Annotated in this window: 18 protein-coding genes; 9 read left to right on the top strand and 9 right to left on the bottom strand. The window is 61.0% G+C overall.

Features of this window, described 5'->3' with window-relative positions:
* Positions 1 to 7: 7 nt before the first annotated feature.
* The 7 genes from ATY29_RS13980 to ATY29_RS13950 all read right to left on the bottom strand — a co-directional run bounded on the left by ATY29_RS13980 (position 8) and on the right by ATY29_RS13950 (position 3,205).
* Positions 8 to 733 carry a glutathione S-transferase gene (locus tag ATY29_RS13980; protein WP_003564067.1) on the bottom strand — a complete coding sequence of 242 codons (726 nt, stop codon included), beginning with the start codon at positions 731 to 733 and terminating at the stop codon, positions 8 to 10.
* 6 nt (positions 734 to 739) lie between these two features.
* Positions 740 to 1,030 (bottom strand): DUF3175 domain-containing protein, encoded by a 291-nt coding sequence (locus tag ATY29_RS13975; RefSeq protein ID WP_097536705.1) that lies wholly within the window; start codon positions 1,028 to 1,030, stop codon positions 740 to 742.
* Positions 1,031 to 1,089: 59 nt separating this feature from the next.
* Positions 1,090 to 1,404 carry a hypothetical protein gene (locus ATY29_RS13970; RefSeq protein WP_003564065.1) on the bottom strand — a complete coding sequence of 105 codons (315 nt, stop codon included), beginning with the start codon at positions 1,402 to 1,404 and terminating at the stop codon, positions 1,090 to 1,092.
* Between the two features lie 256 nt (positions 1,405 to 1,660).
* Positions 1,661 to 1,834 (bottom strand): hypothetical protein, encoded by a 174-nt coding sequence (locus ATY29_RS36880; protein ID WP_165779432.1) that lies wholly within the window; start codon positions 1,832 to 1,834, stop codon positions 1,661 to 1,663.
* Between the two features lie 9 nt (positions 1,835 to 1,843).
* Positions 1,844 to 2,026, bottom strand: a complete 183-nt coding sequence (locus tag ATY29_RS13960) for a hypothetical protein (protein WP_003564063.1) — start codon at positions 2,024 to 2,026, stop codon at positions 1,844 to 1,846.
* Between the two features lie 138 nt (positions 2,027 to 2,164).
* A complete protein-coding gene (locus tag ATY29_RS13955; RefSeq protein WP_003564062.1) occupies positions 2,165 to 2,419 on the bottom strand; it encodes a DUF2934 domain-containing protein in 255 nt (84 codons plus the stop codon).
* A 144-nt stretch (positions 2,420 to 2,563) separates the two neighbouring features.
* Complete coding sequence (locus tag ATY29_RS13950) at positions 2,564 to 3,205, bottom strand: UdgX family uracil-DNA binding protein (protein WP_097536704.1); 642 nt, start codon at positions 3,203 to 3,205, stop codon at positions 2,564 to 2,566.
* 155 nt (positions 3,206 to 3,360) lie between these two features.
* Here ATY29_RS13950 and ATY29_RS13945 point away from each other — a divergent pair, with 155 nt between their 5' ends.
* Positions 3,361 to 4,824: a phospholipase D-like domain-containing protein gene (locus ATY29_RS13945; RefSeq protein ID WP_025418947.1), complete on the top strand. Its 1,464-nt coding sequence runs from the start codon at positions 3,361 to 3,363 to the stop codon at positions 4,822 to 4,824.
* Positions 4,825 to 4,920: 96 nt separating this feature from the next.
* The gene (locus ATY29_RS13940) at positions 4,921 to 5,736 is read left to right on the top strand and encodes an endonuclease/exonuclease/phosphatase family protein (protein ID WP_003564059.1); all 816 of its coding nucleotides are present in this window, start codon (positions 4,921 to 4,923) and stop codon (positions 5,734 to 5,736) included.
* 4 nt (positions 5,737 to 5,740) lie between these two features.
* On the opposite strand, the gene ATY29_RS13935 is transcribed toward ATY29_RS13940, so the two are convergent.
* A complete protein-coding gene (locus tag ATY29_RS13935; protein ID WP_097536683.1) occupies positions 5,741 to 6,316 on the bottom strand; it encodes a hypothetical protein in 576 nt (191 codons plus the stop codon).
* A 269-nt stretch (positions 6,317 to 6,585) separates the two neighbouring features.
* On the opposite strand from ATY29_RS13935, the gene ATY29_RS13930 reads away from it, so the two are divergent.
* The 7 genes from ATY29_RS13930 (at position 6,586) to pepT (ending at position 14,178) form a co-directional block, all read left to right on the top strand.
* Positions 6,586 to 7,308 (top strand): FadR/GntR family transcriptional regulator, encoded by a 723-nt coding sequence (locus tag ATY29_RS13930; RefSeq protein ID WP_003564057.1) that lies wholly within the window; start codon positions 6,586 to 6,588, stop codon positions 7,306 to 7,308.
* The gene (locus tag ATY29_RS13925) at positions 7,305 to 8,477 is read left to right on the top strand and encodes a PLP-dependent transferase (protein ID WP_097536682.1); all 1,173 of its coding nucleotides are present in this window, start codon (positions 7,305 to 7,307) and stop codon (positions 8,475 to 8,477) included. Before ATY29_RS13930 ends, ATY29_RS13925 begins: the two co-directional genes overlap by 4 nt.
* Before the next feature lie 35 nt (positions 8,478 to 8,512).
* Positions 8,513 to 9,772, top strand: coding sequence for an ABC transporter substrate-binding protein (locus tag ATY29_RS13920; RefSeq protein WP_003564055.1), 1,260 nt, complete (start codon positions 8,513 to 8,515; stop codon positions 9,770 to 9,772).
* A gap of 232 nt (positions 9,773 to 10,004) precedes the next feature.
* The gene (locus ATY29_RS13915; RefSeq protein WP_003564053.1) at positions 10,005 to 10,940 is read left to right on the top strand and encodes a carbohydrate ABC transporter permease; all 936 of its coding nucleotides are present in this window, start codon (positions 10,005 to 10,007) and stop codon (positions 10,938 to 10,940) included.
* Positions 10,941 to 10,944: 4 nt separating this feature from the next.
* Positions 10,945 to 11,775, top strand: coding sequence for a carbohydrate ABC transporter permease (locus tag ATY29_RS13910; RefSeq protein WP_003564051.1), 831 nt, complete (start codon positions 10,945 to 10,947; stop codon positions 11,773 to 11,775).
* Positions 11,776 to 11,780: 5 nt separating this feature from the next.
* Positions 11,781 to 12,839, top strand: coding sequence for an ABC transporter ATP-binding protein (locus ATY29_RS13905; protein ID WP_097536681.1), 1,059 nt, complete (start codon positions 11,781 to 11,783; stop codon positions 12,837 to 12,839).
* A gap of 106 nt (positions 12,840 to 12,945) precedes the next feature.
* On the top strand, positions 12,946 to 14,178 hold the full coding sequence (gene pepT / locus ATY29_RS13900; protein WP_025418944.1) for a peptidase T: 1,233 nt from the start codon (positions 12,946 to 12,948) through the stop codon (positions 14,176 to 14,178).
* Positions 14,179 to 14,211: 33 nt separating this feature from the next.
* Here the strand turns inward: pepT and ATY29_RS13895 are convergent, their stop codons facing one another.
* Entirely contained in the window at positions 14,212 to 15,066 is an 855-nt protein-coding gene (locus ATY29_RS13895; RefSeq protein ID WP_003564046.1) for a cell wall hydrolase, read from the bottom strand.
* Positions 15,067 to 15,132 lie beyond the last annotated feature (66 nt).

The raw sequence follows: 15,132 nt of genomic DNA, 5'->3' as shown, positions 1-15,132 counted from the left end.
GCTTTAGTTACTCCGCGCTGTCGAGTTCGGGATAATGCCGGAAAATCCCGTCCTCGTTGAAGGCAAGGCGGCGTGGGGAGGCGAGATAACGGGCAATGTTCGGGCGTTTCGCCACCCGGTCATGCAGGGCGAGCAGGGTGGGATATTCCCCCTTGCGCTTCGCCATGGCTTTCGGAAAGGCGTAGGTGAGGCCTTCGATCACCTGGAAGAGCGAGAGATCGACATAGGTGAGGCCATTGCCGACGATGTGCTGAGGGCCGCTCGGGTTCTGCCGCAGCACACGCTCGAAATAACCGAGGAATTTCGGAATGCGATCGCGGATGAAGGCAGCCGAGCGGGCTTTCGCTTCCGGCTTCTGGTCCTCGTAATAAAGCGATGTGTCGATCGGGTGATGCGTATCATGCACCTCGGCGACGAAATCGGTGATGGTCAGCTGCAGGCCGTTGGCGACATGGCGAAGGCCTTCATCTTCAGGCGCAAGGCCGAGCTTCGGACCGAGATAAAACAGAATGTTGGCGACATGCGGGATGATCAGTTCATTATCCCTAAGGAAGGGCGGAGCAAAGGGAATGTGCGGTTCGCTTTCACTCTTCATAAGGGCGAACATGGCGTCCGTACCGCGACCGGGCTCACGGGTGACGTCGACATAATCGGCGCCGGATTCCTCAAGCGCCAACCGCACGAATTCGCCGCGGCCTTGGAGGCCGTCCCAATAATAGAGCTCGTATGCCATATCTGCTTAACCCTTCGGTTGACGACCGAAGTCTTTTCGCAGCTCGTCCTTGGCCTTTTCAAGGGTGCCGCGCCGCTTTTTTGTCAGCTGGTCGCCGGCGCGATTGATGTAGAAGGTCAGCATCGACATGGCAGCCCGGAACGGGCTCGACTTGCGGTGATCGCTCTCCTCGGCCGAGTGCTTGACCGAGCGGGCGATCTTTTTCGGATCGTCCGATTTGAACACGCCTTCCTTCAGATCCATCGCATCGCTGTGGTCGGTGACATCTTGCGACCATTTCTTCTTCGATTTGGCCATCTCTGAAAATCCTTTGTCGGATGCGGCCGGCGGCAAATGACCGCCATTCGGACCTGTTGCTAGTGGTGGCTGTGATGTTCATTGCGTTTGCGCGTTGCGGCCGCTTTCTTCGCCGAAGCGGAGCGTTCCGCTTTCGAGCGTGCGGCGGATGCGGCACCGCCGGCACGGCCGCCCTTTTCGGAGGATTCATGCGTATCCTTCTTGCCGCGGCCGGAACCGGATTTGTTGCCGCCGCCGCTTTCCTTGTTCACCGTCGCCCAGGCGCGCCGTTCGGCCTCTTTCTCGGAGACCCCGCGATCCTCGTAACCCTCCTCGATATGCTCGGCCTTGCGCTTCTGCTTGTCGGTATAGTCGGATTTGTCACCTCTCGGCATCGTCGCCTCCTCTGGTGTGCAAAGGGATCAAACTGGTGCCGGGGTCGAAAGTTCCGGCCTTGGGATCACTGATCCGGATTTCGGAACGAAAGCCGCTTTCGATGCCGCAAACTTTCTTGAGCCACGGTTGAACTGATGGCAAGTGACGGCAGCTGCAACAGCGAGGTGTATCTGATGCGGAAATATCCCGATTTGGACAGTGCGCGGGTGCGGGATAAGGATAGGCAACAGCCGCGCTCTTGACTGCGCCGCGCTGCTATTTCCGATAAAGCTTTTGCGACGCAACAAAGGCGCGGCCGATGTCGAAAAATGACGGCTGCACCGGCGCGCGAGGGTCACGGAAAACCAACCCGACGAGATTGTCGACGACGAGGATAACGCCGAGCGCGAGGCCGAGATAAATCAGGGCGGCGATGGCAAGCAGCAACATCTCCATCCCCTAGACGACCGTAATCGAAGCGCGGCCGCCGGCTGCGACAAGCGAGACGGAAAAGATGTTCGGACGGCCGTCGTTCATGGCAACTTCCCCGGTTTCGCCATAAACAGCCAGCGTAGATTCTTGTTCCCGGTTGCCGGGCGAAGGCTCAACTTTTTTAAGAAGCCTCAAAGCTTGCAGCGTCATTCCGGCCTCTGTCACCCCCGAATGGAAGCCCGTCCTCCGGAAATTCGATAACGTACAACTAATTCAAGCTTATGACAAAAAGCATCAAAGGGCGCCGCGACGACGCCCTTTTTTGATCCAGTTGGGTGATTTCGGGCTTCAGAGCGCCGTCTTGCGGCTCGCCGTCCGTTTTGGTGCCGGTGTCACGACGCCGTTCGTCTTGCTGCCGGCGACGCTGCGTTTCGCCTTGGGTTTGACTTCCTTGCCGCCGGAAGAACCAGCAGAGCCGTCGAGCGCTTCGCGCTCGTGGCGTGCCTGTTCCCAATGGATGGATTCTCGCCCTGTCGGATAACCCTCTTCTTCCCAGAGGGCGTATGCACGTTTTTTGATCCACTCGTCCCGAGTTTCTGCCATCGCTTGATCTCCAGTCACATGATGCCGTCGTTCGAACGCGATACTGCCTGGATGGTTCCAGAGGAGGGGAGTTCTTTCAAGCGAAATCGCCCATGCAACCGGAAATATTTCGCATTGCAGCATATCAGGGTTGAGAATCGCCATTCATTCGGGCCGAAACCCCGCCGCCTTGTGCAGATCTGACACGAAATCCAGACGCAGCCGTTGCTGCTCCGCCTCGTCGCGGATGCGCAGGAGGTAGGAAGGGTGGATGGTGACGAGGACAGGCGGGTGGTTTGCCGGATACAGGATATGGCCGCGCTCCGGCGTCAGCTTCAACTTTGGCCCGAGCAGCGCATAGAGCGCGCTTGCGCCGAGGGTGACGACGAGTTTCGGCTTGATGATATTGATCTCTGCGCCGAGCCACCAGGCGCAACGCCGGATCTCGCCGGCATTGGGTTTTGCATGCAGCCGCCGTTTGCCGCGCGCCGTGAACTTGAAGTGCTTGACCGCATTGGTGACATAGCAGCGCCGGCGATCGAGACCGGCCTCATCAAGGCAGTGATCGAGCAACCGGCCTGCCGGGCCGACAAAGGGCCTGCCGGTCACATCCTCCTGATCGCCAGGTTGTTCGCCGACGAGGACGATCTCGACGTTCCCAGGCCCTTCGCCGAAGACGATTTGCGTGGCATTCCTGTAGAGATCGCAGCGGGTGCAGCCTTCAGCCTGATGCCGCAGTTCGGCCATGCTTTCCGCCTCCGCGACGTCAAGCGCCAGGGCGGGACCGACATTTGCGATGATGTTCATGATCGCGATCCTCGTCTCTTCGGGCTCAATCGATGTGGGCGGCGATTGTTCCGGTGCCGGCGCAGGCGGCAAAATGATCACGGCGAAAAATTTCGCGTCATGGGAGAGCGGTGGCGCGATTGAACGTCGCCGTTTCCCGGCTATATTTGCCAGCGATGTTCTATCTTCTGTCGACCTATTGGCCGCATATCCTCTTTGTCGTTTCGATCGCCATGGGGGCCGCGGCGGCGATCCATGCCGCCATGACCAAGGAGGAGGTGCGCGCCGCGATCGGCTGGGTCGGCGTCATCATCCTGTCTCCGATCATCGGCGCGGTGCTCTATGCGATTGCCGGCATCAACCGCATCCGCCGGAAATCGCTGAGCATTCGTCGCGACGCGCTGCTGCCTTCTGCCGAATTCGACGAGTTGGAGACCTTCGACGCCGAGGCCGAGACGGTGATCAGCCAGTTCGGCCGCCGCTTTGCGGCGCTGCAGACGCTCGGCGACCGGGTGACGCGCAACCCGCTGACCTCGGGCAATTCGATCGATGTGCTGGAGACCGGCGACGAGGCCTATGCGGCGATGAAGTCGATCATCGATGAGGCGGAGCGCAGCATTCTGCTCGAAACCTATATTTTCGACCGCGACGCGATCGGCCTTCGCGTCGCCGACGCGCTGATTGCCGCGGTCAAGCGCGGCGTCGAGGTCCGGGTGCTGATCGATGCGGTCGGCGCACGTTATTCGGTGCCGAGCATTCTCGGCCATCTCCGGGATGGCGGCGTCACCGTTTCCGTCTTCAACGGCAATGTCATCATGGGCTTGCGGCTGCCCTATGCCAATCTGCGCACCCACCGCAAGATCCTGATCGTTGACGGGAAGATCGCGCTGACGGGCGGAATGAACATCCGCGCGGGTTTCAGCGAGGAGGCGACGGGCGAGAGCTTCGCCCATGACACGCATTTCAGCGTCACCGGCCCTGTTGTCGCCGACCTCTTCGACCTTGCCGCCGAGGATTGGCGCTTCTCCACCCAGGAGCTGCTGAACGGCGAGGCCTGGCGCATCGAACCGCCACAGCGCAGCCCCGGCGATCCCATCCTGATGCGCGTCGTCGCCTCCGGACCGGATCGCAGCGTCGAAACCAACCACAAGATGCTGATGGGCGCCTTTTCCGTGGCGCGCCAGTCAATCCGCATCATGTCGCCCTATTTCCTGCCGGACCGCGAACTGATCAGTGCGCTGGTGACGGCCGCACGGCGCGGCGTCGAAGTCGATATCGTCGTGCCCGCGGTCAACAACCTGGTGCTGGTCGACCGGGCGATGACGGCCCAATTCGACCAGATCCTCAAGGGTTACTGTCGGATCTGGCGCTCGACCGGCAGCTTCAGCCATTCGAAGCTTTTGACGATCGACGGCACCTGGGCCTATGTCGGATCCTCCAATCTCGACCCGCGTTCGCTGCGGCTGAATTTCGAAGTCGATCTTGAAGTTCTGAACGAGGGCTTTGCCGGCGAGATCGACGAACATATCGAGGAAACCCTGAAATCGGCATCGCCGGTGACGCTGGACGGCTTACGCGCCCGGCCCTTTCCGGTGCGGCTGCTCGAAAAGGTGCTGTGGCTGGGTTCGCCCTATCTCTGAAGGATTTTTTGGCGTTTGGGCGTGGCAAGTTCGGCTTGCCCTCCTATACTGCCGAGAGAAGCCTTTTTTTGATCAACGGAACAACTGCACCTTCCGATGCACGCCAGAAAACACAATCTTCCCGCCAGCATCCTTGCCTCGATCAGGAGCAGGAAAAAGCGGCTCGACCCAGCCTATACGGAGACGAGGCCGCGCAGCGCCGGAACGTTGATCGCTTCCTATAACGTGCACAAATGCGTCGGCACCGACCGCCGCTTCGATCCGGAGCGCACCAGCCGGGTGATCCATGAAATCGGCGCCGACGTCATTGCGCTGCAGGAGGCGGATACGCGCTTCGGCGAGCGCACCGGCATTCTCGACCTCGGCCGGCTGGAGCGGGAAACCGGACTGATCCCGGTGCCGGTTGCCGGCATGGCCAAGGCGCATGGCTGGCATGGCAATGTCGTGCTCTTCAAGAAGGGGCTGGTGCATGACGTGCATCAGGTCAAGCTGCCGGGACTGGAACCGCGCGGCGCCCTCGTCACCGAGATCGAACTTGAGCAGGGCGGGGTGCTGCGCATCATCGCCGCGCATTTCGGCCTGCTGCGCCACAACCGAGCCCAGCAGGCCCGCATGCTGGTCGACCTCATCAACGACAGACGGGAAATGCCGACCATCCTGCTCGGCGACCTCAACGAATGGCGGCTCGGCGACCGCTCCTCGCTCAACACCTTCCAATCCGCCTTCGGCGAACTGCCGCCCGCCGTCCCGAGCTTCCCCGCCGGCCTACCGCTCCTGGCCCTCGACCGCATCATCGCCAACCGTAAAGGGATCATCTCGGAGGTGGAGGCGCATGATACGCCGCTGGCGCGGGTCGCCTCGGATCATCTGCCGATCAAGGCGCTTGTCGATCTGGAGCCGGTGGCCGGTTAGAACCTCACCTCGAGCGCAAAAAGCTCACGAGACGGCGAAACCCTTGCGCCCACAGCTGCGGATCGATCGTTTCAGATGAGGAAGGTGCGGTCAGCCGCTCGAGGCGAGGCAGGAGAAAAGCAGCCCAGTCGTCAAGATCGCTTTTGCTGAAGTAAGGCAGCCAGACGTCGGCGGGACCGACCCACTGCCGAGAATTTGCTCGCGGGAGATCGCCGAGCTTCACCAATACGGTCCCGCCGTTATCTCCGACGACTTCAATCTCAGGATCAGGATCCGGCCTGCGCAGGCGCGCGATGATGCTTTCTTCCAGAGCTTTGCCAATCGCACGATCTGCCTCGTTCAGTCGAAAAAGTATTCTCGTATCGCTGGTGGGGCCGGAGCCCTCGGACATGTTAATCGTAAATCTGGCGCCCATGACGCTGTTCGAATATTGCGATACCTGCAGCCAAAAGACCCTCGCGCCCCGGGCAAAGCTGCACTTGCCGGCCGTTTGCGATTCCCATCCGAGCTCCTGAAATCGCGGAGCCAGCCGCGAACGCATATGCCGATGGAAATCTTTGCTTTTCACATAGTCGCGCATGCTTCAGAGCCGGTTCCCAGGGTCTTATGTCCAGAGCATCTCATGGTACTCGAAGGTATAATGCAGGCTTGCGTCATAGCAAGCGTTCTCAGGGCGAACCGCTGGCTACGGAGGTTTCGGGAAGCTACTGCGGTATAGCCTTGTACCATCTCCGCCAATCAATTTTCGCTCCTGTTGCCAAGACCGCTTGACGTCTTTCCATCTTTGAGAAATGCTAAGATGTCAGACCAATTTGAAAGCCTGACTGCCTGATAAGAAAATGGGGAACCATGAAGGCAAATCGTAGCGACAGGCCGATGATCCGGCCGCTTCCGGTCATGGACCGCGCGCGTCAGGTGACCGATGCGCTGGCGGATTATGTCGAAGAAGCGCGGTTGCAGGCGGGGGACCGGCTGCCGGCCGAGCGCGAGCTGATGGCGGCGCTTGCCGTCGGCCGCTCGACCATTCGCGAGGCGATCCGGCATTTTCAGGCGCTCGGGGTGATCGAGACGCGCAAGGGCAGCGGCACTTATCTGTTGAAGCCGGTGTCGAGGGCGACGATCCATATGCCGCTGTCGTTCGATACCGCCCATCTGCGCGACGTGCTGCTGCAGACGCTGGAGGTCCGCCGCGGCATCGAATGCGAGGCGGGCATGGTGGCGGCCCGGCGGCGCACGGCAAAAGACCTCGTCGTCATCGAGGAGAAGCTCAACGAGATGGAGCGGGTGCATCTTGAGAAGGGCACCTCTGGGCCAGAAGATCTGGCTTTCCATCTCGCCGTCTACGATGCCACCCACAATCCGCTGTTTCGTCAGCTTCTCGAGCAGATGCGCGAAACCTTCGAGCGTTTTTGGGAGCATCCCTTCGAACGGCAGGATTTTGCCCGCCGCTCCTTTCCGTTTCACCGAACGCTTTTCAATGCGATCGCCGCCCGTGACCCGGAGGCGGCGCGCGCGGAAACGCTGAAAATTCTCGACATCGTCGAGGAAGACATCAAGGAAATGTCCAAATGAGCAACGGTGCCGACCCGTTCGATCTTGCTTCCATCATCACCGCCCACGACGACGGCAACTTCGCTGACGCGGTCGTGCCGCCGATCTTCCAGACCTCGCTTTTCACTTTTTCCGATTATGACGAGATGATCACCGTCTATCGCGGCGAGAAGGTGCGGCCGACCTATACGCGGGGGCTGAACCCGACGGTGCGCGCCTTCGAGGAAATGCTGGCGAAGCTCGAAGGTGCCGAGGACGCGCTGGGTTTTGCGAGCGGCATGGCGGCGATCTCGTCTTCCGTGCTGAGTTTCGTCGAGCCGGGCGACCGCATCGTCGCAGTCCGGCACGTCTATCCCGATGCCTTCCGCCTGTTCGGCACCGTCCTGAAGCGGATGAAGGTCGAGGTGACCTATGTCGACGGGCGCGACGAAGAGGCGGTCGCGCGCGCGCTGCCCGGCGCCAAGCTTCTGTACCTGGAAAGCCCGACGAGCTGGGTGATGGAGGCCCATGATGTCGGGGCGCTCGCAGCCCTCGCCAGGCAACACGGCGTCGTCTCGATGATCGACAATAGCTGGGCGAGCCCGTTCTTCCAGCGGCCGCTGACGCTCGGCGTCGATCTCGTCATCCATTCGGCCTCGAAATATCTCGGCGGCCACAGCGATGTGGTGGCGGGGGTCGTTGCCGGCTCGCAGGCGATGATTGCGCGCATCAAGGCCGAGGCCTATCCTTATCTCGGTGGAAAGCTTTCGCCCTTCGACGCCTGGCTGTTGATCCGCGGCCTGCGCACGCTGCCGCTGCGCATGAAAGCCCATGAGGCATCGGCACTTGAAATCGCCAGGCGCCTGAAGAAGCTCGACGTGGTGGAGACGGTCTGCCATCCCGGGCTTGCCAACCGTTTGCCCGCCGGTCTTAACGGCACCTCGGGCCTGTTTTCGTTCATCTTCCGCGAAGGCGTCGATATCCGCGCTTTCGCCGATCACCTCAAGCTCTTCAAACTGGGAGTGAGCTGGGGTGGACATGAAAGCCTGATCGTACCGGGCGAGGTGGTGCTGCAGCAGAAGGCACAGCCGAATTCCGCGCAAACCTTCGGCATCCATGCGCGATCCGTACGCCTCCATGTCGGCCTCGAAGGAACCGAAGCCCTGTGGAGAGACATCGAGGAAGCGCTCGCCGCCGCCTCACAATCCTGAAACCTGAGAGAAACCTATCAAGGGGGAACTGAGCCATGAAAAAACTAATAATCTCAACACTCTTTGCTTCAATGATGGCGGGCACGGCCTTTGCCGATACGACGCTGAAGCTCGTCGAAGTCATCACCAGCCCGGAGCGGACCGAAACGCTGAAATCGATCGTCGGCAAATTCGAGGCCGCCAATCCCGGCACCAAGGTCGACATCATCTCGCTGCCCTGGAACGAAGCCTTCCAGAAGTTCGCGACCATGGTCTCGGCCGGCGACGTGCCCGACGTGATGGAGATGCCCGATACCTGGCTGTCGCTCTATGCCAATAATGGCATGCTCGAAAGCCTCGAGCCCTATCTCGCAAAGTGGGAGCATACCAAGGAGCTGACGCCGCGCGCGCTCGAACTCGGCCGCGACGTCAAGAACACCGCCTATATGCTGCCCTACGGCTTCTATTTGAGAGCGATGTTCTACAACAAGAAACTGCTTTCGGAAGCCGGTGTCTCAGCACCACCGAAGACGCTGGAGGAATTCACTGCCGCGTCGGAAAAAGTCTCCAAACTGCCTGGCAAATACGGTTACTGCATGCGCGGCGGCGCGGGCGGCCTCAACGGCTGGATGATCTTCGCCGCCTCCATGGCCGGCGACAACAAGTACTTCAAGGAAGACGGCACCTCGACGATGAACAGCCCCGGCTGGGCCAAGGGCATCGAATGGATGGTCGATCTCTACAAGAAGGGCTATGCCCCGAAGGACAGCGTCAACTGGGGCTTCAACGAGGTCGTCGCCGGCTTCTATTCCGGCACCTGCGCCTTCCTCGATCAGGATCCGGATGCGCTGATCGCCATTGCCGAACGCATGAAGAAGGAAGACTTCGGTGTCATGCCGCTGCCGAAGGGCCCGGACGGCAAGTCCTTCCCGACCATCGGCTATGGCGGCTGGTCGATGTTTTCGACCAGCGGCAACAAGGAGCTCTCGTGGAAGCTGATCGCCACCCTCGAAGGGCCGGAAGGCAATATCGAGTGGAACAAGCGCATCGGCGCCCTGCCGGCCTATACGGCGGCCGAAAAGGATCCCTTCTATGCCGGTGACCAGTTCAAGGGCTGGTTCGAGGAGCTGGCGGACCCGAACACGGTGCCGACTGTCATGCCGACCTACCTTGAGGAATTCGCCTTCTTCAAGGATTCGCTGGCGATCAAGACCTCGCAGCAGGCACTGCTCGGCGATATCTCGGCAAAGGATCTGGCCGATCAGTGGGCGGACTATCTGACCAAGGCGCAGCAGAAGTTTCTGTCGAAGAAGTAGTGGAAAAGGGGGCTTCGAGCTGGAGGCCCCCTCATCCGCCTGCCGCCACCTTCACCTGGGTCGAGCCACTGGTCTCGACCCGTCCTTCGGACCCCCGGCTAGGGAGAAGGGAAAATGCTGCAACGCCTCCGTTCCCTTCTCCCTAGCGGGGAGGAGGTAGCCCGTAGGGTCGGTTGAGGGGGCTGCACGCGCATTCGAAGCCTTGACTCGCACATTTGGAAACCGCAATCCGATGACCATTTCCGCCGATACGCTCGACATGCGTCGCGACCGCAGACCATGGCTGCGTCGTCTTGCCGATGCTTCCGAGCCCTATCTCTACAGCGCCCCGTCGCTGATCCTGATCATCGCCGTGATGCTGGTGCCGCTGACACTCGGGCTGTCCTATGCCTTCCGCGATATCCAACTGCTCAATCCGTTTTCCGGCGGCTTCATCGGGCTCGATCATTTCCGCGAGCTTGCAGGCGATGCCGCCTTCTATGGCGCGCTGCGCAATACGCTCTGGTGGACCGGCGCCTCCGTCGTCCTTCAATTCGCATTCGGGCTCATTCTGGCGCTGCTGCTCGACAAGCCGTTCCCGGGGCGGGCGATCGCGCAGGCGCTGGTTTTCCTGCCCTGGGCCGTGCCGTCCTTTCTCGCTGGCCTCAACTGGGCCTGGCTGTTCAATCCGGTCATCGGGCCGATCCCGCATTGGCTCTTCGGGCTCGGGCTGATGCATGAGCCGGGCAATATTCTTTCCGATCCCAATTATGCGATGTGGGGGCCGATCGCCGCCAATGTCTGGTGGGGCATTCCCTTCTTTGCGATCACCCTGCTGGCCGCCCTCCAAGCCATCCCGCGCGATCTCTATGAGGCGGCCTCGATCGACGGCGCCGGCTGGTTCCAGCGCTTCCGCTCGATCACCCTGCCGTTTCTGGCGCCGACGATCGCCATCACTGTGCTGCTGCGCACCGTCTGGATTTCCAATTTCGCCGATCTCATTGTCGTCATGACAAATGGCGGGCCGGCCGATCGCACGCAGATCGTTGCGAGCTACATCTTCACCACGGCCTTCAAGCGGCTCGATTTCGGTTATGCCTCGGCGATCGCGCTGGTGCTGCTGGTGCTGCTGCTTGCCTATTCGATGCTGATCATCCTGCTGCGGCAGACGCTGCTGAACAAGGATTGAGCCCATGAGACGATCCGTCATTCCCACGATCGTGCACCGCCTGGCGATCCTCTGCTATATCGCCTTCGCGCTTTTCCCGCTGTTCTGGCTGCTCAAGGTCTCGGTGACGCCGAACGACCTGCTCTATAGCGAAGGCGTGCGCATGTGGCCGTCGCGCACGACCTGGGATCACTATGCCTTCGTGCTGCAGCACAGCGCCTTCCCGACTTTCTTCAAGAACAGCCTGATCGTCTCGGCCTCGACGGCGGTGACCGTGACGATCTGCGCCTCGCTCTCCGGCTACGCGCTGTCACGCTTCAAATTCAGGGCAAAATACTGGATCGTCGCGCTGATGCTGCTGACCCAGATGTTCCCGCTGGTCATGCTGGTGGCGCCGATCTTCAAGATGCTGTCGCCCTTGCATCTGACCAACAGCCTGACCGGGCTCGTCGTCGTCTACACCGCCTTCAACGTGCCTTTCGCCACCTTCCTGATGCAGTCCTTCTTCGACGGCATTCCCAAGGATTTGGAAGAGGCGGCGATGATCGACGGGGCGACACAGTTCACCGCGTTTCGCCAGATCATCCTGCCGCTGACGCTGCCGGGTATTGCCGCGACGCTCGGCTTCGTCTTCACCGCCGCCTGGAGCGAGTTGCTCTTCGCGCTGATGCTGATCAACGGTAATGACGCGGCGACCTTCCCGGTCGGGCTTCTCACCTTCGTTTCGAAATTCTCGGTGGATTTCGGGCAGATGATGGCGGCGGGCGTCATGGCGCTCATCCCGGCCGGCCTCTTCTTCCTGCTCATCCAGCGTTATCTCGTCCAGGGCCTGACGGCCGGCGCGGTCAAGGGTTAAACAGAATGGCATCGATCGATATCCAGAATATCCGCAAAGCCTATGGCCATGTGCAGGTGCTGCACGGCGTCGACCTCGAAATCCAGGACGGCGAATTCGTCGTGCTCGTCGGCCCGTCCGGCTGCGGCAAGTCCACGCTGCTGCGGATGATTGCCGGGCTGGAGGACGTCACATCAGGCGAGATCCGCATTGCAGGCGCCAGAGTGAACGAGTTGCATCCCAAGGATCGCGACATCGCCATGGTATTCCAGTCCTATGCGCTCTACCCCCATATGAACGTCGCCGGCAATATGAGCTACAGCCTGAAACTCAGGAAGACGGCCAAGGAAAAGATCACCAGCGCCGTCTCCGCTGCCGCGGCCAAGCTCGGCCTCGATCCGCTGCTCGAACGGCGGCCGAAGGCGCTTTCCGGCGGCCAGCGCCAGCGTGTCGCCATGGGCCGCGCCATCGTGCGCCAGCCGAAGGCCTTCCTGTTCGACGAACCGCTCTCCAACCTCGATGCGCGCCTGCGCGAACAGATGCGCGCCGAGATCAAGAAGCTGCACGGCGAGCTGAAGGCGACCTCGATCTATGTCACCCATGACCAGATCGAGGCGATGACGCTGGCGGACCGTATCGTCGCCATGCATGGCGGCGTGGTGCAGCAGGTCGGCAGCCCGCTGGAACTCTATGACCGTCCCGCCAATCTCTTTGTCGCCGGCTTCATCGGCTCGCCTGGAATGAATTTCCTCGAGGCGAGCTATGTCACAGGCGGCCTCAAGCTGAAGGACGGCACGATCGTGCCGCTGGCAAAGCCGCTGCCTCTCGAAGACGGCGCAAAGGTGACGCTCGGCATTCGGCCGGAGCATGTGGTGATGACGACTGACGGCGCAGGCCTTCCCACCGATGTGGAACTGGTCGAGCCGACAGGCTTCGGTATCATCCTGCATCTTGCTCTGCACGGCCTGCCGTTCAAGATCTTCACGCTGGACCGCGAGGCGCTGAAGGCGGGTCCGAAGGTCAATGTGGCCTTCCCCGCGCAATATCTGCATGTGTTCGACGGCGAGGGAAAACGCTTGGATTGAACGGCCGATCCTCGCGCGTCGCGAGCGGAAAAAACTTTTGCCGCATCGCCCGCAAGGGTTATATCCCCTGCGTGATCTTGCCCGTGATCTTGCTGGAGTGGATGCCATGACCGACGCTGTTCTCGACCGCTTTCTCCGCTATGTCGTTATCGACACTCAATCCGATCCCTCCTCGTCGACGCAGCCGACCACCGAGAAGCAGAAGGATCTCGGACGAGTTCTCGTCGATGAGCTGCTCAAGATCGGCCTTGCGGATGCGCATCTCGATGAGCACGGTTATGTCTATGCGACCGTTCCCGGAAATAGCGACAAGGTCGTGCCGGTCATCTGCTTCTGCTCGCACATGGATACGGCGCCCGATTTCAGCGGCACCGGCGTCAAGCCGCAGATCATCCGCAATTACGCCGGCGGGGATATCACGCTTGTCGGCGATCCCAGCCGGGTGATCCGTGTTTCCGAACATCCCGAGCTGAACAACCAGATCGGCAACGACATCGTCACCACCGACGGAACGACATTGCTCGGCGCCGACGACAAGGCGGGGCTGGCGGAGATCATGACCGCGGCCCAGATCCTCGTCGCCAATCCCGAGATCAAGCACGGGACGATCAAGATCCTGTTCACCCCCGACGAGGAGGTCGGGCGCGGGGTCAACAAGGTCGACCTGAAAAAACTCGGCGCCGACTTCGCCTATACGATGGACGGCGAAACATCAGGCCACATCGAGGATGAGACCTTTTCGGCCGATGGCGTCGAGATCGCCATCTCAGGCGTGGCGATCCATCCGGGTTTTGCCAAGGACCGCATGGAAAACGCCATCAAGATCGCCGGCGCCATCATCGACCGGCTGCCGAAAGAGATTGCGCCGGAGACCACCGAGGGCAAGCAGGGCTTCATCCATCCGGTAGGGGTGACCGGCTCGATGGAGAAGGCGTCGCTGAGCCTCATCATCCGCGACTTCACCGACGAGGGGCTGGTGGAAAAGGAGACCTTGCTCGAGGCCATCGTCAAGGACGTCATGGCTGGCTATCCCGGCTCGACCTACCATTTCCAGGTCAGGGAACAGTACCGCAACATGAAGGTGGTGCTCGATCGGCACCCGGAGATCGTCGACAACGCCATCGAAGCCGTGCGGCGGGCCGGCATGACGCCGGTGCGCGGCAGCATCCGCGGCGGTACGGATGGCTCTCGCCTTTCCTTCATGGGCCTGCCATGCCCGAACATCTTCGCCGGCGGCCATGCCTTCCACTCGCCGCTCGAATGGGTCAGCCGCCAGGATATGGAAAAGGCCGCCCAGACGATCGTGGAGCTTGCAAGGGTCTGGGAAGAGCGCGCTTAAGGCGCGCTTTTACCTCATGCAAACCGTAACGGCTTAACCCCCGGTCGCTGCGACGCTCCCGCGCAGCATCACGCTGTCATAGGCGGGGCGGGGAATGGGGATCGCGATCGGCATTCCCGGTTCGGGCTCGATCGAGGTGGCCGGCGAGGCCACCGGCGCTGTCGCTGGCGTAATCACTGGCGCGGTCACTGGCGCTGTGATCTGCATCTGCGCCGTGCTCGCCGTCGCCATCGGGTCGGGAGCCGGTAGAGGAACGGGAACCGCCGAGGGAATCAGCGCCTCGAATTGCGGCGGCAGCATGCTTTCGCCTGGCACATAGTTCATTGCCACTTCATAAGCGGGCAGCGGCGGCGGTGTTTGGAGCATGCCATTGGCGTCGCGCTTCTCGTAGAAGGCGTTGCCGCCGGCAACCGTGACATAATGCATGTTGTTATAAGGGAATTTCAGCCCGTCGGTGTGGAAGAACATCGCATCCTTGACCGCAGGATGGCGTGCGCCCTTCAGCAGAATCGCATCGGCAGCGGTCGCAAGCTCGGTCTCGGCCTGCGGCTTGACTTCGCGCGTCATCACGCCCGGCGCAAACTGCTTCTCCTGGGCGACGACGCCGCAGATCGATGGAGGATAGGCGCCTGACGTGAGCCTGTTCATGACGACGGTGCCGACGGCGAGATAACCATCCTCATCCGAGTGCTGCGATTCGAAATACATCGCGCGCTGCAGGCAGTCTCGGTCCTTTTTCGTATAGTTGAAGGTAACTTTCGCCGGTTGAACCTGCTTTGTCTTCGCCGCCGTTGCCGCCGGTTTCGGTGTCGTCGTGCAGCCTGTGGCCGCCAGCCCTACGAACAAAATCCCGATCAGGGATTTTCCAAAGGAAATCTCCGCCCTCAACGCAAGGTGCCTCCTGTGGGATTAGTCCTACTTATTACCGTGAAAATCTTTTACTCGTCATATGAC

The sequence above is a fragment of the Rhizobium hidalgonense genome (assembly GCF_002914525.1).
In the GTDB taxonomy this organism is placed as follows: domain Bacteria; phylum Pseudomonadota; class Alphaproteobacteria; order Rhizobiales; family Rhizobiaceae; genus Rhizobium; species Rhizobium hidalgonense.
Note: the sequence above shows the minus strand (reverse complement) of the source record. Positions and strands in the feature narration are given on the sequence as shown.

Excerpts from the sequence above, each read along its gene's own strand:
- ATY29_RS13980 (WP_003564067.1), bottom strand. The coding sequence starts at position 733 with ATGGCATACGAGCTCTATTATTGGGACGGCCTCCAAGGCCGCGGCGAA.
- ATY29_RS13975 (WP_097536705.1), bottom strand. The coding sequence starts at position 1,030 with ATGGCCAAATCGAAGAAGAAATGGTCGCAAGATGTCACCGACCACAGC.
- ATY29_RS13970 (WP_003564065.1), bottom strand. The coding sequence starts at position 1,404 with ATGCCGAGAGGTGACAAATCCGACTATACCGACAAGCAGAAGCGCAAG.
- ATY29_RS36880 (WP_165779432.1), bottom strand. The coding sequence starts at position 1,834 with ATGTTGCTGCTTGCCATCGCCGCCCTGATTTATCTCGGCCTCGCGCTC.
- ATY29_RS13960 (WP_003564063.1), bottom strand. The coding sequence starts at position 2,026 with ATGACGCTGCAAGCTTTGAGGCTTCTTAAAAAAGTTGAGCCTTCGCCC.
- ATY29_RS13955 (WP_003564062.1), bottom strand. The coding sequence starts at position 2,419 with ATGGCAGAAACTCGGGACGAGTGGATCAAAAAACGTGCATACGCCCTC.
- ATY29_RS13950 (WP_097536704.1), bottom strand. The coding sequence starts at position 3,205 with ATGAACATCATCGCAAATGTCGGTCCCGCCCTGGCGCTTGACGTCGCG.
- ATY29_RS13945 (WP_025418947.1), top strand. The coding sequence starts at position 3,361 with ATGTTCTATCTTCTGTCGACCTATTGGCCGCATATCCTCTTTGTCGTT.
- ATY29_RS13940 (WP_003564059.1), top strand. The coding sequence starts at position 4,921 with ATGCACGCCAGAAAACACAATCTTCCCGCCAGCATCCTTGCCTCGATC.
- ATY29_RS13935 (WP_097536683.1), bottom strand. The coding sequence starts at position 6,316 with ATGCGCGACTATGTGAAAAGCAAAGATTTCCATCGGCATATGCGTTCG.
- ATY29_RS13930 (WP_003564057.1), top strand. The coding sequence starts at position 6,586 with ATGAAGGCAAATCGTAGCGACAGGCCGATGATCCGGCCGCTTCCGGTC.
- ATY29_RS13925 (WP_097536682.1), top strand. The coding sequence starts at position 7,305 with ATGAGCAACGGTGCCGACCCGTTCGATCTTGCTTCCATCATCACCGCC.
- ATY29_RS13920 (WP_003564055.1), top strand. The coding sequence starts at position 8,513 with ATGAAAAAACTAATAATCTCAACACTCTTTGCTTCAATGATGGCGGGC.
- ATY29_RS13915 (WP_003564053.1), top strand. The coding sequence starts at position 10,005 with ATGACCATTTCCGCCGATACGCTCGACATGCGTCGCGACCGCAGACCA.
- ATY29_RS13910 (WP_003564051.1), top strand. The coding sequence starts at position 10,945 with ATGAGACGATCCGTCATTCCCACGATCGTGCACCGCCTGGCGATCCTC.
- ATY29_RS13905 (WP_097536681.1), top strand. The coding sequence starts at position 11,781 with ATGGCATCGATCGATATCCAGAATATCCGCAAAGCCTATGGCCATGTG.
- pepT (WP_025418944.1), top strand. The coding sequence starts at position 12,946 with ATGACCGACGCTGTTCTCGACCGCTTTCTCCGCTATGTCGTTATCGAC.